The organism is Thiocapsa rosea (assembly GCF_003634315.1).
Classification (GTDB): Bacteria; Pseudomonadota; Gammaproteobacteria; order Chromatiales; family Chromatiaceae; genus Thiocapsa; species Thiocapsa rosea.
In genome coordinates this window covers 952051-973377 of the sequence record NZ_RBXL01000001.1, presented here as the reverse complement: position 1 = coordinate 973377, position 21327 = coordinate 952051, and the positions used below count along the sequence as shown (strand labels likewise).

Here is a 21327-nt window from a genome sequence, read left to right as displayed (position 1 = left end):
CGCGCGATCCAGCGGAGCCCGCTATGAGCCTGACCCAGCAAGACATCGATTTCATCAAATCCAACATGGCCGTTTGGCTCGCCGAGCAGAGTCTCGGCAAGCCGCCGGCCGTCTACGAGATCGAGCTGCGCGAGCGCATGGTGCGTGTCGAGGAGGAGCTCAAGCACCAGCGCGAGTTGATGCGTCAGGGCTTCGAGCAGATGGACAAGCGCTTCGAGGCGATGCAGGCCAACATGGATAAGCGCTTCGAGCAGATCGACAAACGCTTCGAGCAAGTTGAAAAGCGCTTCGAACAGATCGACAAGCGCTTCGACGAGATGATCCGTCGCCACGATCGCCACTTCCTGTGGCTGATCGCGTTCATCACCACGGTCGGCGGACTGATCATTGCCGCCGGCAAGTTGTGGTAAGGCGATTCCCGGATATGTTTTTTAAAATCCTAAACCGCGCCGGCTCCAGCGGCCGTCAAGTCTGCCGGGGCCGATCCCATCCAAAAACATCGCATACCGCCCCGGGCGCGGTTTAGTCCGCCTCGTACGCCAAATTCGGCGCCAGCCAGCGCTCGATCTCGGGCAGCGGCATGCCTTTGCGCTCGGCGTAGTCTGCAACCTGGTCGCGGGCCAGCTTGCCGACCGCGAAGTAACGGCTGTCGGGGTGCGAGAAATACAGCCCGCTGACCGCGGCGGTGGGGACCATCGCCTTGGATTCGGTCAGCCAGATGCCGGTGTTGCGCTGCGCATCCAGGGCCTGCCAGAGCAGGTCCTTTTCGGTGTGATCGGGGGCGGCCGGATACCCCATGGCGGGGCGGATACCCTGATAGCGCTCCTCGATCATGTCCTCGTTGCTCAAGGTCTCGTCGGGTGCATAGCGCCAATGGCGTGTGCGCACCCGCGCGTGCAGCATCTCGGCCAGTGCCTCGGCGAGCCGGTCGGCGATGGCCTTGAGCATGATGGCGGAGTAGTCGTCGTGATCGGCCTCGAAGGCGGCGACGCGCGCGTCGATCCCGATCCCGGTGGTGCAGGCAAAACCGCCGACGTAGTCGGGGATGCCGGTCTCGGCCGGGGCGACATAGTCGGCCAGACACTCGTTGTATTTGCCCGGCGGCTGTTTGCCCTGCTTGCGCAGACAGTGGAAGGTCAGCAGGGTCTCGCTGCGACTCTCGTCGGCGTAAACCGCGATATCGTCACCGACCGCGTTGGCGGGGAAGATGCCGATGACGGCGGCGGCGCCGAGCCACTTCTCGCTGATGATCTTGTGCAGCATCGCCTTGGCGTCGTCGAAGAGCTTGCGCGCCTCGACGCCCTTCTCGGGGTCGTCCAGGATCTGCGGATAGCGTCCGCGCAGCTCCCAGGCATGGAAGAAGAAGGTCCAGTCGATGTAGGCCGCGATCTCTCCGAGGGGGATGTCGTGAAAGGTCTGTACACCGGGCTCGGCGGGGACCGGCGGCTGATAGTGCTCCCAATCGATCGGCGTGCGGTTGGCTTGGGCTTTGGTTAGGGGCACCAGGTCGCGGGCCTCGTCGCGCGAGGCGCGACGCTCGCGGATCTGCACGTATTCGGCCCGCACACCGGCGACATACTTCTCCTTCATCTCCTTCGACAGCAGACTGCCGGCGACACCGACGGCGCGCGAGGCGTCCTTTACATGGATGACCGGGTGCGCGTACTGGGGCTCGATCTTGACCGCGGTGTGTAGCTTCGAGGTGGTCGCACCGCCGATCAGCAGCGGGATGGTGAAGCCCTGGCGCTGCATCTCCTTGGCGACATGGACCATCTCGTCGAGCGAAGGAGTGATCAGGCCGGATAACCCGATGATGTCGGCGTTCACCTCGCGCGCCTTGGCCAGAATCCGATCGGCCGGCACCATGACGCCCATGTCGATCACTTCATAGCTGTTGCACTGAAGCACCACGCCGACGATGTTCTTGCCGATGTCGTGCACGTCGCCCTTCACCGTCGCCATGAGGATGCGGCCCTGGGTGTCGCCCTCGCACTTCTCGGCCTCCAGGAAGGGCTCCAGATAGGCGACGGACTTCTTCATGACGCGCGCGGATTTGACCACCTGCGGCAGGAACATCTTGCCCTCGCCGAAGAGGTCGCCGACCACGTTCATGCCGTCCATCAGCGGGCCTTCGATGACGTTGATGGGTGCGCCGAGCTTCTGGCGTGCCTCCTCGGTGTCCTCGACGATGAAGTCGGTGATGCCCTTGATCAGCGCATGTTCGATGCGCTTCTCCACCGTCGTTTCGCGCCAGGAGAGATCCTGCTTGTTCTCGATGCCCGAGCCGTCGCCCTTGTACTTGGGCGCGATGTCGAGCAGCCGCTCGGTGGCATCCGGGCGCCGATTGAGGATGACGTCCTCGACCGCCTCGCGCAGCTCCGCCGGAAGGTCGTCATAGATGGCGAGCTGACCGGCGTTGACGATCCCCATGTCCATCCCGGCGCGGATGGCGTGGTAGAGGAAGACCGAGTGGATCGCCTCGCGCACCGGGTCGTTGCCGCGGAAGGAGAAACTGACGTTGGAGACGCCGCCCGAGACCTTGGCATAGGGCAGCTCGCGCTTGATGCGACGGGTCGCCTCGATGAAGTCGACCGCGTAGTTGTTGTGCTCCTCGATGCCGGTGGCCACGGCGAAGATGTTCGGATCGAAGATGATGTCCTCGGGCGCGAAGCCGATCTCATCGACCAGGATGCGATAGGCGCGCGCGCAGATCTCGAATTTGCGGTCCTGCGTATCGGCCTGACCGACCTCGTCGAAGGCCATGATCACGGCCGCCGCGCCGTAACGCTTGACCTTCTTGGCCTGCTCGCGGAAGGCGGCCTCGCCCTCCTTCATGCTGATCGAGTTGACGATGCACTTGCCCTGGACGCATTTGAGCCCGGCCTCGATCACCGACCACTTGGACGAGTCGATCATGATGGGCACGCGCGCGATGTCCGGCTCCGCGGCGATCAGGTTCAGGAAGCGCATCATGGCCGCCTGCGAGTCCAGCATCGCCTCGTCCATGTTGATGTCGATGATCTGGGCGCCGTTCTCCACCTGCTGGCGCGCGACATCGAGCGCGGCGTCGAAGTTGCCGTCGAGGATGAGTCGCTTGAACTTGGCGGAACCGGTGACGTTGGTGCGTTCGCCGATGTTGATGAAGGTGGCTTGTGGGGTCATGGCATGGATTCACTGTGGCGGGGGCGGTTGCGTCGCGGCGCGGAGCCGTCGGTCGCGAGCGCTCAGACGAGAAGGGTGCGCACATCACACTTGGCATCCTCGTGATGATGATGTCCTCGCCCTGGCTGGCCTGCCAGACGACCTCAGGAGAAGCGGGCCTTGGCGTCGGTCACGCTGAGAATGGCATTCATCGTCGAAGGTTTTGGTGGTCTGACCTGGACGGACCTCGACGGACTATAAGGTCCGGGCCGGCAGTGAGCAAGGCCGTCCGATCCGGGGCTTGCTGCCCCGTAATGCGCAGCTCAAAAAGAATTCGCTTTTGTATCAATCGATACCGTCAGGCGCGGAGAGCCGATCATGTGTCGCCGGGGTGAGATGTTCCACCCGCACTTGAGTGGCGAGCTTCCGATCGAAAGGGGCGCGACGATGGTCGCTGGAGGCGCCCCGTTTCGGGCCGCACTTCGCCGCGAAAGGGTCTCGAACTCGAAGTCGACCAGCACGTCGCTCGCCGCCGAACGAGTCGGCTGAAGGCGCCTTGCTTGGAGCCGAAAACACCGTGACCGAGGCAGCCGGAATCGGCCCGCCGTCTGTGCCTGCCGAGCCGCCGATCAGGCCGAGTCTTTTTTCGGACCCGCGCGCAATTCTTGAATCAGCTTGAGCGCCTTGTTACGTTGGGCCTCGATGACGTCCAGCTTGCCCGCAATCTCGTCGTGCTCCTCGCCGGCCGGGGTCTTCGTCAGCTTCTCACGCAGCTCTCGTTCCTTGATCTTGAGCTTTTTCGTCACCTTGAGGATTGAGTCGATCTCTTTCCGCTGGGCTGCCCTGTCGGCATCGAAAAACCGGGCCAACTTATTGAGAAGCTTTTTCCGGGCCATGGTGTGCACCGAACCTCTTTGTTTCGGAATTACGATCAGCGGCGATACGCTGAATCTCGTCATCATCGAGGGCCAGCTTGTCTTCCATGGCCTCGTCCTCCGGTGTCCCCGGTTGCAGCAGGGCCTTAGATGCCTCGATCAGATTATCGCAGATCTCGGAGGCATAGCTCTCGTCGTTCATCATCGAGGTGGCCATCCCTGGCGCAAGCCGTCTGCTGCGAATCATCTCGTTGATATCGGACGTGAGGTCTTGACTCGATGTCTCGAGCGAGAGTTTGAGCGCGTCCAATGACAAGCTCGTGACAGTCTCCGGATCCTGCGACCGAATCTGTTGGATCTCCCTGAAGACTCTGGCGATCCGCCGCCGAATCCGATTGTAGGGCCCACGCACGATGGGATCAGACGACAGGCCGTAGGTGGAGAGATTCTTGTGCATGTGCTTCATGGCCTTTACGGCCTCGACGATGTCCCGGCTGGCCTGCTGGAGCGCGTAGAGCTGATTGCCCTCTGATGCCGCCAACCCGCGTCCCTGGGTCTCGCTGATGAAGGCGATGATTGCGCTGTGCAGGCTCTTGATCTTACGCTCGTAAACGTCGTCCACGTCGAGTGGAATCATGCGTTGGGTGCTGGCCACCGCCGCCGTGAGTGATTGATCGGATTCGATCACCGAACGCGAGAGGCTCAGTCCCTTCGCGATCAGGTCATAGGCATTGTCGTACAGACGGCCGAGCTCCTTGCGCAGTGCGTTGATTGCGCTGGACGATGTCTCGAGCGCGCCCGGATACAGGTAACGGGGTTGCTCCATGGGCTTGGCGACGGAGGTCACATGGCGAATCAGGAAGCTTTCCAGGAGCCGGGTGAAAGGGGCCAGCAAGATGACCCCGAACAGATTGAAGAGGGTGTGGAACAAGGCGAGTTTGAGGAGCAGATTATCATCGGCGATGCCGATCAACCCGCCCAAGTAGTCGACCGCCCATCCTATCTGCCGGATCAGCGCGATCGCGACTGCGGCAGTCAACAGGTTGAAGATGACGTGTGCGACCGCAAGACGCTTGCCGCCGAGGTTGGCGGTCATGCCTCCGATCGCCGTCGTGATGGCGCTCCCCAGGTTGGCGCCGATCGCAAGCGCCAGGGCATTGTCGTAGGTGATTTGGCCTGCGGCGAGAGCAGCGATGATGACCAGCAAGGTCGCATGGCTTGACTGCATGACGACGGTGATCGCCACGCCGATGGCGGTGTACAAGAGCACACCGAGGAACCCTTCCACCGCATAGGCCGAGAGATCGAACGCGCCCTGGAAGGCGTCGAACCCCGACTTCATGTAGGCGATGCCCAAGAAGAGGAAACCCACGCCCATGGCCAAATAGCCCAACCCTTTCATGGCCTTGGGCTTTTGTAGCAGCAAGACGACCCCGAAGACCAGTGCGGGCATGGCATACTCGGCGATGTTCACGGTCATGCCCAGTCCGGCGATGAGCCAGGCACCCGTCGTGGTCCCCAGGTTGGCACCCATGATGATCCCGATACCGGCCGCCAAGGTGATCATCTCGGCACTGACGAATGAGATGGTCACCAAGGAGACCAGTGTGCTGGACTGCATGAGGGTGGTGCTGATCACGCCGAAGCCGATGCTCTTCCAGAGCCGGTTGGTCGATCCGCGAAGCACCCTCTCGAGAGCGCCCCCGGTGAAGGCCTTGAAGCCTTGCTCCAAAGACAACATGCCGAAGAGGAAAAGGGCGACGCCCGCGGCAATCTCCTTGAAGGTCGGGCTGACCCAGAACCCGTAGCCGAGTCCCATCAACATGATCGGCAAGATGATGCGACGGCCTGTCAAAGCGGTGCCCTTACACCGGTCCGGTCGTGGCCCCGATGAACAGTACCTGCGGCGGTCTGAATGGCTTTGACGCCCAAGGGATAGACTGCCTCCGTACAACAGATGACACCATCTCCGGTTCAAAATCTCCCAGAAACGGTGTCAGGCTCTTGGTCGGCATGGTAACCAAACTGTCATCTTTTCGTAACCCTGTAGGCCCGATCAGGCCAATGGGAGCGACGGCAGACCCGGTTCGAGAGGGAGGCGGGCATCGCCCGACAGAAGTACGTCGTAGAGTCGGTTCGCCAGCTCCCTGGCCTGCTCCGGCCGCCGGCAGCGCCGCGCTCGACGCGAAGATCTCGGAAACCACGCTGAATGGCCTTTGGCCGGCCGGAAGACGTTATCGGTTAGCGTTCCTGTCAGTCGCTCGTGCCACCCGCTCTGCGCTGTCACGCATGCCACCCGGCGCTCTGCGCCAAGTGCCGCGATGGCCGGAGCGACGAACAGGTCCGGCGTGTGGAGTTGCGCCCGCCTCCGCAAGGACTCATCCAAACCCGCTAAACCCTGGAGCCTTTTCCATGAGCGATTACCAAGCCTACGAAGACAAGTGCGAAATCATCCGTACCGAGAATGCGATTCTACTGACGGAGTTTACGGCCTGGCTCAAGGCGTCCGGCCTGTCCGAGAAGGTCGTCAAGAACCATCGTCTCAATATCGATTTCTACATCAACGACTATCTGCTCTACGACGATACGCTCGAGGCCAAGGACGGCGCGGGCGAAGTCGGCATGTTTCTCGGCGACTGGTTTATCAGGAAGGCCATGTGGTCAAATACATCCAGCATCAAGGAGAACGCGGCAAGCCTCAAGAAGTTCTATGCCTTTATGCACGAAAAGGGCTTGGTGAGCGCGGACGACCTGGCAGAGTTGAAGCAGACCGTCAAGGAAGAGATGCCGGATTGGTTGGACACCGTGCGTCGCTACAACAACCCCGCGATCGATGATCCTTGGTGAGCGCTACCCAACGGAGCCTTACCGAACCAAAACGACCCTGAACGCATGGTTGGGTCTGGAGGCCACCGCCGAGCATCCTGCGTAGACCGAGCATTTCGTCTTCACAGTCGATCGAGCTGCAAAGGCGCCGACCCGGTGACATCTTGCCTGGGTGGCGAGGTATCCGCCCTCGGGCAGGGAGCAAATCTCGCAGGGGGCATCGGGAAGGAACGATAGCGGACTTCGGTACACTACCCTCCGCGCGGTGTCCCGGGTGGCAGGTCGGGGCGCTCGCGAGACCGCCATCGCCGCGAAGCGGCGACACCCCCGGGATAGACGACTTGCAGTCGTCCCCTTCCGCCGCCCCGACAACTGCCGAGGGTCGCGCTCGATGCGAAGATCTCGGAAACCGCGCTGAATGCCCGATGGCCGGCCTCGAAAAGTCACCCGTTTCCGTCTTTGCTCAATCGCTCGTGACACCCGCTCCGCGGTGTCACGCGTGCCCGTGGCGCTCTGCGCCACTTGCCACGATGGCCGGAATGAAGAACAAGGGCCGTCTTACGCGATTGACGTCGGGATGTAAGGGCATGATCCGGAAAGCAAAGAAGGAGCGAGGACGTGGCCGTAACGAGTGACATCGGACGTTGCTTTCATCGGGGGATACACGGACAGGGGATAACTCTCTGACAGTCCAAGCTTTCTCAAGGCTGAACAATCACAGAACACAGTTACCCGAGTCAACCAGAAACAACCGTTGTCCGTCCCCGGTTTCCACGCTTGCGGTACGCGACCTCGTCAACCAGGCCACGACGAGCAAAGACCCGAACTACTGCCACCGCGTCACCGCGGACGACGGCGTCTTGGGCGACCAACATCTGCGCGACTTTCAGGACAACGGGAAGACCATCCCGACCATCCTGACCACGTCGCAGAAGCTCTCGACCGGCGTGGATGCACGCAATGTGCGCAACATCGTCCTGATGCGGCCGGTGAACTCCATGGTGGAGTTCAAGCAGATCATCGGCCGCGGCACGCGCCTCTACGACGGCAAGAACTACTTCACCATCTACGACTTCGTGAAGGCACACCACCACTTCAGCGATCCGGAGTGGGACGGGGAGCCGATCGCCCCCGAGACCTGCGAGCGGTGCGGCGAGTACCCCTGCGTGTGCGAGACGCCGGATCCCGTCCCCTGCGACCTGTGCGGAAAGGTGCCTTCCGTCTGCGTCAAGGTGCCACGACCGCCCTGTCATGTCTGTGGCGAGAGGCCCTGCGTCTGCCGAAAGAAGGGGAAGGCGCGCGTGAAGCTCGCCGACGGCAAGGAGCGGGCCATCCAGCACATGACGGTGACGTCGTTTTGGCACCCCGACGGCAAGGAGCGGGCCATCCAGCACATGACGGTGACGTCGTTTTGGCACCCCGACGGGACGCCGATGTCAGCCCAACAGTTCATGGAGGTGCTGTTCGGCCGGCTGCCCGAGTTCTTGAAGGACGAAGACGAGCTGCGCAGGCTATGGAGCCTGCCCGACACCCGCGCGAGGCTACTTGCGGGGCTCGCCGAGCAGGGCTTCGGAAAAGAGCAGCTTGCCGAGATGCAGAAGATCATCGAGGCGGAGCAGAGCGATCTCTTCGACGTGCTCGCCTATGTCGGCTACGCAGCCGCGCCGCTCTCGCGCGAGGAGCGCGCAGCACGCGCGAAGGTCATCATCGATGCACGCTTCTCCGGCACCCAACAGGCGTTCCTCGACTTCGTGCTGCTGCATTACGTGCAGGTCGGTGTCGAGGAGCTGGAGACGGAGAAACTCACACCCCTCTGCTTCGACTCAGATACCGGAACTCGTTGAGCGACGCGGTCGCCGATCTCGGGGGTGCCGCCGAGATCAAGGGTCTCTTTGTGGACTTTCAGAAGTGGCTTTGCGCGGAGGCGGCCGCTTAAACCGCGCTCAGATCGGTATGCGATGTTTTTGGATGGGATTGGTCCCGGCAGCCTTGGCGACCGTTGGGCCGGCGCGGTTTAAGATACTAAAAAATATAGATCTTTCGGCTATTTTCGAGTTCATCAAACGGCTGCGTTGCCTGAGCCACGAAAACGAGTCACGCCGCGGGAGGCTTGTGCGGCCCACCGGAGCCAAAAAGCATAGGCGTGAAATTTGCCTTTTGAGAGGGTACGCTTCCCGAAATGCCACGATCTGTGCGAGCTGACGACTACGCGATTGTTCGAGGACCGGTGGCGAAGTTAGGTAAACTGTCCCCGGAAAGGGGGGAGGACTGTCGGACTTTCACCATTCGCCGGCAGAGGTGCGGCGTGCCGGGGTGGCGCAGGTGTCGGCGCCGTCCATGACGGCGAACTATTCCCTGTGGCGCACGGGAAATCGGCGCCAAAAATTTGATCTTGACCCGGCCTCGTGCCTTCGTGCCGCATCGGCTTCCGTTCTCGATTGCCATGATCGAATCCCTGCTGTTGACGACTGCCCGCGTTTCGACCTTTTTCGGAAGCCAACGGCTCACCGGCGCGAGCGGGTTCTTCTTTGCCGGGGATGCGCGATTGCCGTGGAAGCTACTCGGCGTGCACTCCGCCCGACTGGACATGAGCGGCGGGGACATGCGGGCCGAGGAGTCGCTGGGCCTGAACTGCGCCTGGTACGCCGATATCCTGCTGACCCTCACCACCGGGAATCATGCGCGCTAGCGGGTGCCGGAAAGGCTTGCTCTCAAACGGGTGAGCGAGTCCCCTTACCGCGGTTGAGCAGCGCCCGGCCGGGCCAAAGGATAAGCGAAACCGGGGTTGCGCCGCGCCCTGGCTGTTGAGTCCCGTAGGTACGCTGCCGAACAGACCTGCCGACGACATGAGCCCAGCATGTGACTTACGCGCCGTCCAAGCGGCACGGCAGCACTGGAGCGGCGACAATGATGCAGATACGTGTCGGTTTCGAGATGGAGTACCGGTGCCCTGGCCCGACGCCGATGATCCTGGCGCTCAACATCCACTATTCGCGGGCTTCCGACTTGGTGCGACCGGATGTTCTCGTCACGCACCCCGCCGTGCCGGTCACCGCGTATCGCGACCAGTTCGGGAACTGGTGCAGCCGCCTGGTCGCGCCGCCGGGGCGCTTCCTGCTCGGCACCGATGCGCTGATCAACGACTCCGGGGAGCCCGACGTTGTGGCCCCGGGGGCAACCCAGACGCCGGTCGAGCACCTGCCGGAATCGACCCTGGTCTACCTGCAGGGGAGCCGCTATTGCGAGACGGATCTGTTGTCCGACATCGCGTGGCAGAAGTTCGGCGACGGGCCGACCGGTTGGGCCCGCGTGCAGGCGATCTGCGACTTCGTCCACCGGCACATCGAGTTCGGCTACGCGCATGCACGCCGCACGCGCTCGGCCCGGGAGGCCTACATGGAGCGACGGGGCGTTTGCCGCGACTATGCCCACCTGGCGGTGACGTTGTGCCGCTCCATGAACATTCCCGCCCGGTACTGCACCGGCTATCTCGGCGACATGGGCACGGAGCCGCCCCACGGGCCCATGGATTTCGCCGGCTGGTTCGAGGCCTACCTGGGCGACCGCTGGTACACCTTCGATGCGCGCAACAACACGCCGCGCGTCGGTCGCGTGCTCGTCGCTCGCGGCCGAGACGCCTGCGACGTCGCCCTCGCGAGCACCTTCGGGCCAAACACCCTGGAGCGCTTCAAGGTCTGGGCCGAAGAGGTTGCCGGGCCATGACCTACTGCGTCGGAGTTAAGCTCGACCAAGGCATGATCTTCGCCAGCGACTCGCGCACCCATGCGGGTGTCGACAACTACGCCAAGTTCTGCAAAATGACGGTGTTCGATCGCCCGAGCGATCGGGTACTGGTGCTGCTGAGTTCGGGCGGCTTGGCCGCCACGCAGACGGTGATCAACCTGCTGCGCCGACGCGCCACCGGCGAAGCGCCGCATCTCTGGAGTGTCGACTCCATGTTCGATGTGGCCAACCTGGTGTCGGATGCGATGCGCGATATCGAGCGCCGCGACACCCCCTTCTTGGAGAGCAGCGGCCTGAAGTTCAACGCGTCCTTCATCCTCGGCGGCCAGATCGCGGACGAGGAGATGCGGCTCTTCCGGATCTATGCCGAGGGCAACTTCATCGAGGCCGGCACCGACACCAATTTCCTGCAAACCGGAGAGGCCAAATACGGCAAGCCGATCCTCGACCTCGGCGTGAGCTCCAGCGCGACACTGGAGGACGCGACCAAATGCGTGCTGGTGTCCTTCGATTCGACGATGCTCAGCAATCTCTCGGTGGGCATGCCGATCGACTTGTTGTGCTATGCCCGGAACAGCCTGCGGGTCACCATGAAGCGCCGCTTCGCCGAGGGGGACGTCTACTTCGACGCGCTGACCCGGCAGTGGCTCGAGGGCACGCGCAAAGTCTTCCGCGCGCTGCCGTCGCTGCAGTGGAAGCTGGAAAACCGAATGGGTGGTTGATGGCCTGCGCCGCTGGCTGACCGGGCGTCCGACGGCGCAGACGCCGAGGAGTTCGCCTATGCGATCGTGGCCGTATGGCGGACGATTGGTCAGGCCCTGCATCCGGTCATCGGGCCTCGAGGCGCGGCGCCCACAGCCGCGAGCGCCCCAGCAGCGAAGGAGCTGGTGCACCATTGGCGCCGGCTTGACGGGCGTGAGGCGCTGTGCGACCGTCGCCACAAGCGCGCAGTGCGGCAGCAAGCACCCACCAACATCCGCGCGAGGAGTCGAACGGACCTCGACGATGTCGAGGCACGACGCGTACTGGATTTCGATGCCGAGCGAATCATCCGGCGAGGAGAACAGCGCTTACAGCCGCTGCGCTGGCAGCCGACATTCCCATGGTGGCATTCGACTCGGTCGCTCCCGATGAACTCGGGATTCTGAGTATCGGCAACGACTTCCGCGCTCAGGCAACCATGGCCGCGGAGCGGCTGGTGGAGCTGATGGGCGGCAAGGGCAAGGTGGCCATCATGCAAGGTGTTCCAACAGCGCCGAATCACCGCTTGCGCTACGACGCGCATAAGGCCGTCTTCGCCAGGTACCCCGACATCGATGTCGTCGCCGAAGGCATCGATCAGGACGACATCGCACGCGTGCAGACCGGGGCGGGCGCCATCCTCAAGGCGCATCCCGACCTCAATGGTTTTGTCTCGTGCAATGCCTTGGGGCCGATCGGCATCGGCCGGGCCATCGCCGAGGCTGGTCTTGCGGGCAAGGTCCACAGCGTTGGTCTGGATGACCTCGATCCCCTCTTGGAGCTGATTCGTCAGTGCGTGGTGGATTCATCCGCCTCGACCAAGCCCTATTTGCAAGGCAGCTGGGCGGTCACGGCGCTTTGGATGGCCCGTCTCGGGCGGCCCCTGCCCGCTGTCGTCGATACCGGCATTGCCCATATCACCCGAGACAACCTCGACAGCTACCATACCGAGTAGCTGTCTGGGTGGAGGCGGATCTGCGCCTCGCTGTTCGTGCCAAGGACCTGCGGAGAATCCCCCGATGACAGCCGCATCCATCCCCCGCCTGAGCCTGGCCCACCTGCCCACGCCCGTCGAGCCGCTGCCGCGGCTCTCCGCCCTGCTCGGCGGTCCCCGGCTCTTCATCAAGCGCGACGATCAGACCGGCCTCGCGCTCGGCGGCAACAAGACCCGCAAGCTGGAGTTCCTGGTGGCCGAAGCGCAGGCACAGGGTGCCCGGACCCTCGTCACGACCGGCGCCTGGCAGTCCAACCACTGTCGCCAGACCGCCGCGGCGGCGGCCCGCTGCGGGATGGACTGCATCCTGGTGTTGACCGGCGAGCGCCCCGCCGAAGCGACCGGGAATCTGCTCCTCGATCACCTTCTGGATGCGCGGATCGTCGCGACATCCGATCGCCGCGACCGCGATCGGCTCCTCGAGGAGACCGTCGAGACCGCCGCGGCGCAGGGCCAAGCCCCTTACCGGGTTCCCTACGGGGGCAGCAGCCCGACCGGAGCACTGGGCTATGCCTTTGCGATGCAGGAGGTGCTGGCGCAGGGGATCGAGGTGGATTGGATGGTCTTCGCCACCTCCAGCGGCGGCACCCAGGCCGGGCTGGTCCTGGGGCAGCGCGTCTTCGGTTACCGGGGGACACTGCTCGGAATCAGCATCGACGAGCCGGCATCCGCGCTGACGTCACAGGTCGCCGCCCTGGCGAGCGACGCAAGCGCGGCGCTGGGCGCACGCATCGCCTTCGACCCCGCGGACGTGCACGTCGATGATCGCTACTGCGGAGCGGGCTACGGGTTCATGACCGATCTGGAGCGCGAGGCGATCAAGATCTTCGCCCGCACCGAGGGCATCCTGCTGGATCCGGTCTACACCGGGCGTGCCGCCGGCGGTCTGCTGGATCTCATCCGTGAGGGCTTCTTCCCGAGCGATGCACGCATCCTGTTCTGGCACACTGGCGGGCAGCCGGCGTTGTTTGCCGAGCCGTACCGAAACGAGTTGATGGGAGGGCATTGATGCTTCGAGAAGAAGCGCCTGCCGCGCTTGTACTCGCCCCATGGTGTACGGCGAGGACGGCTGACGGCACAACGCGATGTGTAGTCGTTCAGGCCGTGGCGCATCCCGTCCGGCGCGGCCGGCCCGGACTTGCCTCGCGGGGTCACGCCGGCGGCATGACTGCCTTCGGCGATCTCGGTCACGGAGGCCGGGATATCCATCAGGACCCAATGGAAGAAATCCACACGAGGCAACGACGCCGGGACCGTGCGGCCCTCTTGATTGACGTCGTCGCCCCGACTCGGGACGTCGGGGACCCCGCGCGCACCGTCGCCAATCCCGCCCAGCGTGTCGTCGAGACCCCGGAGCCGCGCTCCGAGCGCCGCCGCCAACCGGACCCGGACAAGCTGACCTGCGAACCTCAGAGTCTCGCGCCCGTACTTGCGATTGACCGCATTCAGCACCGCCATGCGCCGCCGCGCACGATCGTCCTCTCCGACCTCGGCGAACAGATCCGCCGGCGCCTGCTCGGCCGGGACCACATCCGGCAACAGCACCCCGGCCTTGCGGTAGGCATCGCCTGCGCGAAACAGCCGATCGACCCCGCGGGTCGCGGCCCGCACCAGCGCCGTGCTGTCCTGAGTCGGCACGGGGAAACCCAGCGTCACGGCGTTCGCGTAGAACGCCCGGCCCGTATCGAAAGGATTGGTCTGCACGAACACCGTCAGCGCCGGGGCGGAGAGCCCCTGCGACCGCAGCTTCTCGCCGGCACGGCTCGCGAAGGCCGTGACCGCCGCCCGCAGCTCCGCCGGCGCGGTCACCTCAGCACCGAAGCTGCGCGAGACCATGACCTGACGGCGCGGCGGCGCCACCTCCTCCAGCGCCAGACAGGCTTGCCCGCGCAGTTCCCGGGCGATGCGCTCGACCACCACGCCGAAGGACGCGCGCAATCGCTGCGGATGCGCCTCGCGCAACGCCAGTGCATCGGCGATGCCGAGTGCGCGTAGACGTGCCCCCGAGCGCGCCGCCATGCCCCAGAGGTCTTCCACCGCAACCCCCGCCAGCACGGCGTCTCGATCCGGCAGCGCCGACCAATCGAGCACCGGACCGGCCGGCCCATAGCCCTTCTTGGCCAGCCGATTGGCGAGCTTGGCAAGCGTCTTGGTCGGGGCGATCCCGACCGCCACCGGGATGCCGGTCCAGCGCCGCACGGTGCGGGCGATCTCCAAGCCCAGGGCAGTCGGATCCAGGACCCCGGTCAGGTCCAGAAAGCACTCGCAGGAGGCATAGAAGTTGTTGCAGTCGACCAGGGCGAACATGCCAAGAGCCTCACGGGCCCTCCTCGTCGGCGAGGGCCTCCACCGCCGCCCACTCGCGCCGCAGCGCCTGTTCGAGCGCCGCCGGCAGACGCCCCGCAAAGGTCTCGACCAAGGCCCCGTAGTACCAGAGCGTGCCCGCGCGCCCGGCGCTGAAGCGCGACCAGACCACCGCGCCACACTCCAGCCGATCCAGGTGGATCGCCTGCAGGTTGGCGAGCTTGTCGCAGGCCGACACCAGCAGCCCCGGCCCCGTGGCCCGCGCCAGATGCGCCAGGTAGGCCTCCTTGCGCTCCCGCCAAGGGGCCTTGTGCCCCGCCGCATCCGGCACCCCGTCGGTGCAGAAGCGCACCAGCGCCAGCACCTCGGGACCGAACCCCGCCGCGATCGGCTCCGCCCAGTGCGCGCCGCCGTCCTCCAGCACATCGTGCAGCAGCGCGGCGATGATCTGCTCGGCGTCCCCGCCGTGACGCTGCACCAGCGTCGCGACCGCCACCGGATGGGTGATGTAGGGCAGCGCCAGCCCCGAGGCGTTGGCCGTGCCCTTGCGCGACTGCCCCCGGTGAGCCTGCGCGGCGAGGCAGAGCGCGGCTTCGAAACGAGACTCGAAGGATGTCATGGGTGATTCCTCGGCAAAGACACCAGACTAGCACTGCCCCGCGACAGTGACTGTCGCACCCGCGCGCGGCTCAGAACGATAGACGCGATCTCGCCCTGGCTGATCGTGCGCAGCAGCGCGAAGCAATCAATGGATTGGGGTACCCGGAAAGGCTGCGGCGAGGTGCGGCAGGACGCCTGATGCATCGCATTCGCTTGTTTGTCCTTGGTCTTTCATGCCATGATTGCAAAAGATTGCAATGCATACACATGAGGTTCCCGCATGGCCGGAAGCACCATCACCGTGCGCACAGACCCGGAAGTCGCCGCGCAAATCGCCGTCCTCGCGCAGGCAATGGATCGGTCCCGAAACTGGGTCATCGAGGAGGCGCTCAAACAATACATCCAGACCCAGTCCTGGCAGATCGAGGGAATCAAACAGGCGCAAGCCTCGCTTGATCGCGGGGAAGGCATCCCGTTCGACGCGGTGATGGAGGAAATGGACGCGCTGATCGAGCAGACAGCGCGCACGCGTGACGCATGAAGATCGTCTTCTCGCCAGAGGCGCGCGACGATCTTCGGGAGATCTTTCTCTACATCGCGAGCGACAACCCGGACGCGGCGCGCGCTTTGCTGAAACGACTTCGCAGCCGCATCAGGGACCTCGAGGATACCCCGCACATCGGCAAGCCCGGCCGGGTTCCCGGCACGCGCGAGCTGGCCATCCCCGGAACCGTCTACATCGCTCCCTACCAGGTCAGCGGCGATCAGCTGCAAATCCTGCGTGTCTATCAAGGTGCCCGGCAGTGGCCGGATCACTTCGAGGAGTGACCCCGCGAGGGCGATCCGGCCTGTCGAGCATATGATCTCGACCCGACGCCGACCCAGGTCGACGTCGCTGGAAGACTCTCGCCTGCGTACGGTATGTTGTCTGTTCCTTGACTCCAACCGCGACGTTTCGCCAGAAGGGATCATTAGGACACCACAGCTACCCGGGTTCGCCTGCCTTGCGGCGATCCATTTGCTCGTTGCCGCCGGCACCGCCCAAGCCCAATCGTGCGAGCCTATTCAGTTCAAGCGGGGGCATTCCTCGGGCACCGTCCGCGGGATCGCTCCGCCGGATGACGTTGTTTGCTACGAGCTCAGAACCAGTGCGGGCCAACGCGCGGACGTCTCGGTCGAAGGCAATAACATCGTGTTGTCGGTCTCCGGCCTCGTCGACGGGCGGGATCAATACAGCTTCACGACCGAGAAGAAAACCTATCGGATTGAGGTCGGCCAACTCATGCGCTCCATCAGCGATGAGCCATTCGCGTTGACGGTTTCCGTGCGCTGAGCGCTGAGCGGCACCGTGTCGATGCGCGTGTGGTCGTCATTCGCACCCGTTTGGCGGGGTTTGGCAAGAGCATTCCCGGCGCTCTGACAGGCAGCCGATGGCCGACTTGACCGAGTCGTCCTGCCTGCTCGAGGAGGTCGCCGGCACGCACACCCGAGGCGAGCAGGCTCCGCCCGGCGTCCGCCGCAAGCGGCTCGTCGAGGCGATCGTGCTTGCCGGCCGTGACATGCGGCGCCGAGTCCTCACGGAACTGGGTGTCATGAAGATCGGTGGGAAAGGCTCGCAGATCACCCGTGCAGGCCACAACCAGCCTTCCCTCGCACGGTGCGGGGCTACAAGACCTCAGAGGTTCCGCGGAGGCGCGTTTCGGAGTGCCATACCATGTTGACAAATCAGCCCAGAACGCAGCATTACAAGGCATGACCCTGGGCTTGCTGCGGCGGCGATCGAGTGAACTCTGCTCAGCGTAACGGGTCCACGTTATTCGTAATGGGTCCATAGCCGTAGCACCTTAACAATCCTTTCCTCTTCCAGAATCTCGTATACCATGCGATGCTATATATTGATTCGCCTTGAATAGGCGCCCGCAAGATCGCCAACGAGTTTCTCGAAAGGGGGTGGCCGCTTAAATGGGTCTTCGGCAAGAATCGCCAACAACTCCTCTGCCTTTGGCTTCAACCCACTTGAAGCCAGCCTCTTCGCGTCCTTCTGTGCTTGCTTCGTATAAACGACCTGCCAGTTCACCAATTTAGATCACCGGCACATTCGTCAGCGGGCGTCTTCATACCTTCCCGGATCGATTCGCGCATACCAGGGACAGATAGCAGAAACAGAGTCTCCTGGATCGCCTCCCAGTCCTCCGCGGAAACCAGCACTGCACTGTTCCGCTTCCCCGAAATCAGCAACGGCTGATGCGAGGATGCGGTCTCGTCGATCAGGCGATACAGGTTTGCGCGCGCTTCGCTGGCCGAAATTGCAGCCATAACACATCTCCAAATGAGCTACAAATGCCGATTGTCGGATATTTCGTACGTACGTCAAGAGGTACGTTTGAGCGGCATAAGACCCAGAGGCGAAAACCGGGAACAGCCCACGGCTTCCATGGTGCGTCCCCGGCGCGGACGCGCCGGGCCAAGTCCGTCGACCGACCGTGATCGCGATCTGTTCATGAAAGCGTCGACTCCCGCGGACGAAGCCACCGATGGTCGCGTCCCGAAGGGCGTTCAGCATGTCCTGCGGTGTCGCTTCGGCGAAGAGTCCTCGGTACTCGGAACGTCGCCCTTCGTCTCCTTCGGCAAGGTCCGGATAGAGCGCGTGGGAGGTTTGTTGAATGCATTAGGGGTGCTTTGATCTAACGCCCCGGCGTCGGGCAAGATCGTACTTGCCCATGACCGGAAGAAAATCCAGACAACCACCAAGACCCGAAACCCCAGAATCCGAGACTGCCATGAACGCCATCGAGTTGGACATCGAAATCACGGCAGACCGCTCCATCCACCTTAAGCTCCCAAGCGAGGCGCGCACAGGCCGCGTGCGGGTCGTCGTCCTGTACGAAACCGAGGTAACTGTTCAGGTAGCCAACTGCCTTACGGCAAGTGCGGCATCGGAGGCTGACCCCGGAAGGTCATCACCAGGGCGGGATAGAGATCGATCGACTGCTTGCGCAGGGTGGACAGATAGGAGCGTACCGTGGCGAAGGCCGCGGCACCTTCGGGCGCGCGGAAGCAGCCCGAGACCTTTTGCTTGAGCTTGGGCATGCGCAGGTCGCGCTCGGCTTGGTTATTGTCGAAGGGGACGCGCAGGTCCGTGACAAACCGCATGACCTCGTCGCGGTGGGTGCGCAGGCGTGCGACCAGGTTGTAGGCCGGCGTCTGTTTGACCCGTCGTCGACTGCCCGGTGGCGGGAGGCGCTGGGGATGAAAGAAGGCCCCCTCGGCGAGGATGGTGTCGTAACGGGTGAAGAAGCCCTCCACCACCGGGCCGGGGAGGGTTTCGAGGCCGGCCGCGCGGGCGGCGACCGTGGCGTCGTTGGCCTCGCACAGCAAGGCGATCAGCTGCTTGGGCCAGGACAGCACGGGGTCGGCTTCGGCCAGGGCGATAAGCTCGCGCAGGTGATGGGCATTGCAGAAGGCGTGCTGTGCCGGGGTGCTCAAGTACGCCCGCCAGTGGTCGTGGACCAGGATGCCGCGAAAGCCGTCGAGCAGACCGATGCCGGTCAACGCCTCGGCGCCGCGCTTGGCGTGCACGGCATAGAACGTCAGGACCGAGGTGCACAGCACATGCAGCCACTGCAGGGCGCCGGCGACGCGCATCCCCGTTTCATCGGCATGGGCCACGACGCTGCGCACGATGGATTGACCGATCGCCGCCACGGGTGCCGCCAAGCGCGCCGCCGCCTCGCGACCCATCCCGACGAGGGTGGCCGGGGAGAGCGTGATGCCCGCCAAGACACCGAGCAGCTCGGCGCTGCGCCGATAGGGTAAGAGCTGATAATGCGTCAAATACACCGCCAAGGCCGACAACCCGGGGCCATACTGCACCGGCGCACCGAGCGCGTCCGGGAAGGCGCTGCAATGCACTTGGCCGCAGCTACACACGCCGGTCACGGTCCGATACTCGGTGACCTCGCGGCGCACGACCAAATCGATGACCTGACGGCGCTCGGGCAAGACCTCGACAGCCAGCTCGGCGCAGTCGCGCCCGCAGCCGCAAAGCCCCTCCAGGGGCACAACGATGCGGTGCTCGGGATCCTCGACCAGTGCTCGGGTGGCGCCGGGATGATCCTTCTGACCACCGGGCTTCATGCCGCTGCGCACGCGGCGCGAGCGCGGCGGCGGTTTCTTGAACGGCGGGTCCGAGGACGGGGGCTTGCTGGAGTTGTGGCTATCCTTGCCCAAGCGCGCTTCCAAATCGCGAATGCGCTGGAGCAGTTCGGCGATCTGTTTCGCCTGCTCGGCGTTCTGCGCCCGCAACCGCGTCAGCTCGGCATCTTTGCTGTCGGGGCGGTCGGTTGTCGGTGGCGGCTTAGGCATGTCGCAAACTTACCGCCCCAGGGTGTTGTTTGGCAAGCCGACCTGAACAGTTACAAACCGAGAGGAATATGCAGGCCGAGAGTGAAACCGTGCGGGGGAATCTCGACGCTTTCCTCGCGACACTTCCCAAGAATTCACCCGGGCGAGATCACCGATCGATTGCTGCCCAAGTTGAAGCTGAGCGTCCGAGTTGGAACTGACGATGAGGCGCATCTTTCTCGACACCTGTATCGTGATCGATTTCATCGAAGGTACCCCGGAGCAGCAGGACAACCTCAAGGCTCTGATCGCCGGCAAGGAGGTGTTCGGCAGCGAGTTCGTTCGCATGGAATCAAGGCTACAAGCGGTCCGCGATCAACGAGACGACTTGATCAACATCGACGACGGCTATTTTGACAGTTGCCTGCTTGTCCCCTTCGAACGTTCGCTGTTCGATCTCGCGAGTCGCCTCCGTATCGATCACGGTATCAAGACACCGGATGCGCTCCACCTTGCCGCGGCACTGACATCCGAATGCGAGCAGTTTTTTACCAACGACAAACATCTTGCCAAGGCTGCCGGGCATCAACTCGATGTCTGGGATTGGACACGCATCGGACAGGCAGCGGGCCAACGGGCACGCCCATGATTACAGGAAGAACACGATCGGGTTCGGAGCACCTTAAGGCGCATCGTCGGGTCTGCTCGGTGGGGTATTGACCCAAGACCGTTCACGCGGATCAGGTTTCCGCAACAAAGGTAAATCTGGCCACTTTTCGCAGACTTAATTGAACCTAAACCCTTTCCCTCATTCTACAGGATGGATGACGACGACAGCGCATTCACAGGATACTTTGCCAAGAGTTTCCGTGTTTTGGCTCGCACAGCGCGCTTGAGGCGCTTGTGATCGTCTGACTGACATCGCCTCCATACAATATCGGCGAGCAGCTGAGTAAGAGCATCATTGGAAAGTGAGGACGGAGTACCGCTCTCGTTCTTAGCCGACCGAATAAACAAGCGCCTCAAGATGGCAAGAATGAGGTGCCCATTGAGAATGTGAGTAATGCAGCGCTTTTCTAGAAAGCTAGTTAGCTCCGCTTCCGCATCCATAATCTTAACTGGATCAAGTTGTGGTTCGATCAATGCGACAAGGGAAGAAATCTTTGCTGGATCAATGTCTGGTCCAGAACGGGTAAGCTCAAGCTGTTCAATCGCATCCGGAAGAACGCGTGGTGGAGTTGGCGATCTTCTTGCCGCAATATCCAAGGCTACTGCATGAAGCAATTCATCCCTAAGATGCTTTTCAACTCTTTCCATCTCCCCTCCAACCAAGTCCTTGTTCTCTCCGCATCGAGCGTGCCGAAGGCAGGCTCGATTGACTGGCTCATGTTCCCACAAATAGTTCTCGAACGAATAACGCGCCAGAATAATGACGCAACGGTGAGGCACCTTTGTGCGCTTCAATATCCTATAGTCGCCATCCAGAATCACGAGGTAGGGGTAGTCGTGATCTACCAGGGCTTGAATGAGCGCATTGGCATTCTCCGAACCGTGAAAAGCTTCCATGCGGCAGGGAATTTGCTCTGTAATTGGCTCGTAGAAAAAGATGTCGGTTGGTCCTTCAACCCAAATGGTCGGAACCTGATGGAATCTCCACTTTTCCGCGAGGCCGCCGGGCGTTCTTGAGAAACACATAATTAGGAACGATTCACTAACAAGTAACGCATTTCATCTCGGGCCATTTGTATACGAAGAGCG

General features: G+C 63.0%; 18 protein-coding genes and 3 pseudogenes. 12 read left to right on the top strand and 9 right to left on the bottom strand.

Annotated features, from left to right (window positions below; genetic code table 11):
* Positions 1-23 precede the first annotated feature (23 nt).
* Complete coding sequence (locus BDD21_RS04400) at positions 24-410, top strand: hypothetical protein (RefSeq protein WP_120796103.1); 387 nt, start codon at positions 24-26, stop codon at positions 408-410.
* A 112-nt stretch (positions 411-522) separates the two neighbouring features.
* Here the strand turns inward: BDD21_RS04400 and metH are convergent, their stop codons facing one another.
* The 3 genes from metH to BDD21_RS04385 form a co-directional block, all read right to left on the bottom strand.
* Complete coding sequence (gene metH / locus BDD21_RS04395; protein WP_120796102.1) at positions 523-3162, bottom strand: methionine synthase; 2640 nt, start codon at positions 3160-3162, stop codon at positions 523-525.
* Between the two features lie 608 nt (positions 3163-3770).
* The gene (locus BDD21_RS04390; RefSeq protein ID WP_120796101.1) at positions 3771-4037 is read right to left on the bottom strand and encodes a hypothetical protein; all 267 of its coding nucleotides are present in this window, start codon (positions 4035-4037) and stop codon (positions 3771-3773) included.
* Positions 4012-5835, bottom strand: a complete 1824-nt coding sequence (locus BDD21_RS04385; protein ID WP_245969400.1) for a Na/Pi cotransporter family protein — start codon at positions 5833-5835, stop codon at positions 4012-4014. The genes BDD21_RS04390 and BDD21_RS04385 overlap by 26 nt, the downstream gene beginning before the upstream one ends.
* Before the next feature lie 593 nt (positions 5836-6428).
* Between BDD21_RS04385 and BDD21_RS04380 the strand changes: the two genes are divergently transcribed.
* The 7 genes and pseudogenes from BDD21_RS04380 (at position 6429) to BDD21_RS04350 (ending at position 13330) form a co-directional block, all read left to right on the top strand.
* On the top strand, positions 6429-6863 hold the full coding sequence (locus BDD21_RS04380) for a death domain-containing protein (RefSeq protein ID WP_120796100.1): 435 nt from the start codon (positions 6429-6431) through the stop codon (positions 6861-6863).
* Between the two features lie 752 nt (positions 6864-7615).
* Positions 7616-8778: pseudogene (locus BDD21_RS04375) on the top strand (type I restriction-modification enzyme R subunit C-terminal domain-containing protein); the annotation flags it as partial.
* Positions 8779-9285: 507 nt separating this feature from the next.
* On the top strand, positions 9286-9531 hold the full coding sequence (locus tag BDD21_RS28200; RefSeq protein ID WP_211335234.1) for a hypothetical protein: 246 nt from the start codon (positions 9286-9288) through the stop codon (positions 9529-9531).
* 218 nt (positions 9532-9749) lie between these two features.
* Positions 9750-10565: a transglutaminase-like domain-containing protein gene (locus BDD21_RS04365; RefSeq protein WP_245969396.1), complete on the top strand. Its 816-nt coding sequence runs from the start codon at positions 9750-9752 to the stop codon at positions 10563-10565.
* Positions 10562-11308, top strand: a complete 747-nt coding sequence (locus BDD21_RS04360) for a proteasome-type protease (RefSeq protein ID WP_120796099.1) — start codon at positions 10562-10564, stop codon at positions 11306-11308. Before BDD21_RS04365 ends, BDD21_RS04360 begins: the two co-directional genes overlap by 4 nt.
* A gap of 203 nt (positions 11309-11511) precedes the next feature.
* Positions 11512-12282 carry a substrate-binding domain-containing protein gene (locus tag BDD21_RS04355; RefSeq protein WP_281269129.1) on the top strand — a complete coding sequence of 257 codons (771 nt, stop codon included), beginning with the start codon at positions 11512-11514 and terminating at the stop codon, positions 12280-12282.
* A 64-nt stretch (positions 12283-12346) separates the two neighbouring features.
* Entirely contained in the window at positions 12347-13330 is a 984-nt protein-coding gene (locus tag BDD21_RS04350; RefSeq protein WP_120796097.1) for a D-cysteine desulfhydrase family protein, read from the top strand.
* A gap of 503 nt (positions 13331-13833) precedes the next feature.
* Here BDD21_RS04350 and BDD21_RS29120 read toward each other — a convergent pair.
* Together BDD21_RS29120 and BDD21_RS04330 are read right to left on the bottom strand one after the other, a co-directional pair.
* Positions 13834-14628, bottom strand: a pseudogene (locus BDD21_RS29120) (DinB/UmuC family translesion DNA polymerase); the annotation flags it as partial.
* Positions 14629-14638: 10 nt separating this feature from the next.
* Positions 14639-15244, bottom strand: a complete 606-nt coding sequence (locus BDD21_RS04330; RefSeq protein ID WP_120796095.1) for an HD domain-containing protein — start codon at positions 15242-15244, stop codon at positions 14639-14641.
* A 261-nt stretch (positions 15245-15505) separates the two neighbouring features.
* Between BDD21_RS04330 and BDD21_RS04325 the strand changes: the two genes are divergently transcribed.
* From BDD21_RS04325 to BDD21_RS04315, 3 genes are all read left to right on the top strand, one after another.
* A complete protein-coding gene (locus BDD21_RS04325) occupies positions 15506-15766 on the top strand; it encodes a CopG family ribbon-helix-helix protein (RefSeq protein WP_120796094.1) in 261 nt (86 codons plus the stop codon).
* Positions 15763-16053 (top strand): type II toxin-antitoxin system RelE/ParE family toxin, encoded by a 291-nt coding sequence (locus tag BDD21_RS04320; RefSeq protein WP_120796093.1) that lies wholly within the window; start codon positions 15763-15765, stop codon positions 16051-16053. Before BDD21_RS04325 ends, BDD21_RS04320 begins: the two co-directional genes overlap by 4 nt.
* A 190-nt stretch (positions 16054-16243) precedes the next feature.
* Positions 16244-16558, top strand: a complete 315-nt coding sequence (locus tag BDD21_RS04315; RefSeq protein ID WP_120796092.1) for a hypothetical protein — start codon at positions 16244-16246, stop codon at positions 16556-16558.
* Between the two features lie 480 nt (positions 16559-17038).
* Here the strand turns inward: BDD21_RS04315 and BDD21_RS04305 are convergent.
* The 3 genes and pseudogenes from BDD21_RS04305 to tnpC form a co-directional block, all read right to left on the bottom strand.
* Positions 17039-17302 (bottom strand): annotated as a pseudogene (locus BDD21_RS04305) (Txe/YoeB family addiction module toxin).
* Positions 17299-17541: a type II toxin-antitoxin system Phd/YefM family antitoxin gene (locus BDD21_RS04300; protein ID WP_120796090.1), complete on the bottom strand. Its 243-nt coding sequence runs from the start codon at positions 17539-17541 to the stop codon at positions 17299-17301. Before BDD21_RS04300 ends, BDD21_RS04305 begins: the two are co-directional and overlap by 4 nt.
* A gap of 603 nt (positions 17542-18144) precedes the next feature.
* The gene (tnpC, locus tag BDD21_RS04295) at positions 18145-19590 is read right to left on the bottom strand and encodes an IS66 family transposase (protein WP_120796089.1); all 1446 of its coding nucleotides are present in this window, start codon (positions 19588-19590) and stop codon (positions 18145-18147) included.
* A 202-nt stretch (positions 19591-19792) separates the two neighbouring features.
* On the opposite strand from tnpC, the gene BDD21_RS04290 reads away from it, so the two are divergent.
* On the top strand, positions 19793-20218 hold the full coding sequence (locus BDD21_RS04290; RefSeq protein ID WP_147430990.1) for a type II toxin-antitoxin system VapC family toxin: 426 nt from the start codon (positions 19793-19795) through the stop codon (positions 20216-20218).
* Positions 20219-20382: 164 nt separating this feature from the next.
* Here BDD21_RS04290 and BDD21_RS27370 read toward each other — a convergent pair whose 3' ends face one another.
* Positions 20383-21264 (bottom strand): hypothetical protein, encoded by an 882-nt coding sequence (locus tag BDD21_RS27370; RefSeq protein WP_147430989.1) that lies wholly within the window; start codon positions 21262-21264, stop codon positions 20383-20385.
* Positions 21265-21327 lie beyond the last annotated feature (63 nt).

What these genes read in the sequence shown, in the direction of transcription:
- BDD21_RS04390 (WP_120796101.1), bottom strand. Translation starts at nt 4,037, where the DNA reads ATGGCCCGGAAAAAGCTTCTCAATAAGTTGGCCCGGTTTTTCGATGCC.
- BDD21_RS04325 (WP_120796094.1), top strand. Translation starts at nt 15,506, where the DNA reads ATGGCCGGAAGCACCATCACCGTGCGCACAGACCCGGAAGTCGCCGCG.
- BDD21_RS04385 (WP_245969400.1), bottom strand. Translation starts at nt 5,835, where the DNA reads ATGGGACTCGGCTACGGGTTCTGGGTCAGCCCGACCTTCAAGGAGATT.
- BDD21_RS04330 (WP_120796095.1), bottom strand. Translation starts at nt 15,244, where the DNA reads ATGACATCCTTCGAGTCTCGTTTCGAAGCCGCGCTCTGCCTCGCCGCG.
- BDD21_RS27370 (WP_147430989.1), bottom strand. Translation starts at nt 21,264, where the DNA reads ATGTGTTTCTCAAGAACGCCCGGCGGCCTCGCGGAAAAGTGGAGATTC.
- BDD21_RS04380 (WP_120796100.1), top strand. Translation starts at nt 6,429, where the DNA reads ATGAGCGATTACCAAGCCTACGAAGACAAGTGCGAAATCATCCGTACC.
- BDD21_RS04400 (WP_120796103.1), top strand. Translation starts at nt 24, where the DNA reads ATGAGCCTGACCCAGCAAGACATCGATTTCATCAAATCCAACATGGCC.
- BDD21_RS28200 (WP_211335234.1), top strand. Translation starts at nt 9,286, where the DNA reads ATGATCGAATCCCTGCTGTTGACGACTGCCCGCGTTTCGACCTTTTTC.
- BDD21_RS04320 (WP_120796093.1), top strand. Translation starts at nt 15,763, where the DNA reads ATGAAGATCGTCTTCTCGCCAGAGGCGCGCGACGATCTTCGGGAGATC.
- BDD21_RS04360 (WP_120796099.1), top strand. Translation starts at nt 10,562, where the DNA reads ATGACCTACTGCGTCGGAGTTAAGCTCGACCAAGGCATGATCTTCGCC.
- BDD21_RS04350 (WP_120796097.1), top strand. Translation starts at nt 12,347, where the DNA reads ATGACAGCCGCATCCATCCCCCGCCTGAGCCTGGCCCACCTGCCCACG.
- BDD21_RS04290 (WP_147430990.1), top strand. Translation starts at nt 19,793, where the DNA reads ATGAGGCGCATCTTTCTCGACACCTGTATCGTGATCGATTTCATCGAA.
- BDD21_RS04300 (WP_120796090.1), bottom strand. Translation starts at nt 17,541, where the DNA reads ATGGCTGCAATTTCGGCCAGCGAAGCGCGCGCAAACCTGTATCGCCTG.
- metH (WP_120796102.1), bottom strand. Translation starts at nt 3,162, where the DNA reads ATGACCCCACAAGCCACCTTCATCAACATCGGCGAACGCACCAACGTC.
- BDD21_RS04365 (WP_245969396.1), top strand. Translation starts at nt 9,750, where the DNA reads ATGATGCAGATACGTGTCGGTTTCGAGATGGAGTACCGGTGCCCTGGC.
- tnpC (WP_120796089.1), bottom strand. Translation starts at nt 19,590, where the DNA reads ATGCCTAAGCCGCCACCGACAACCGACCGCCCCGACAGCAAAGATGCC.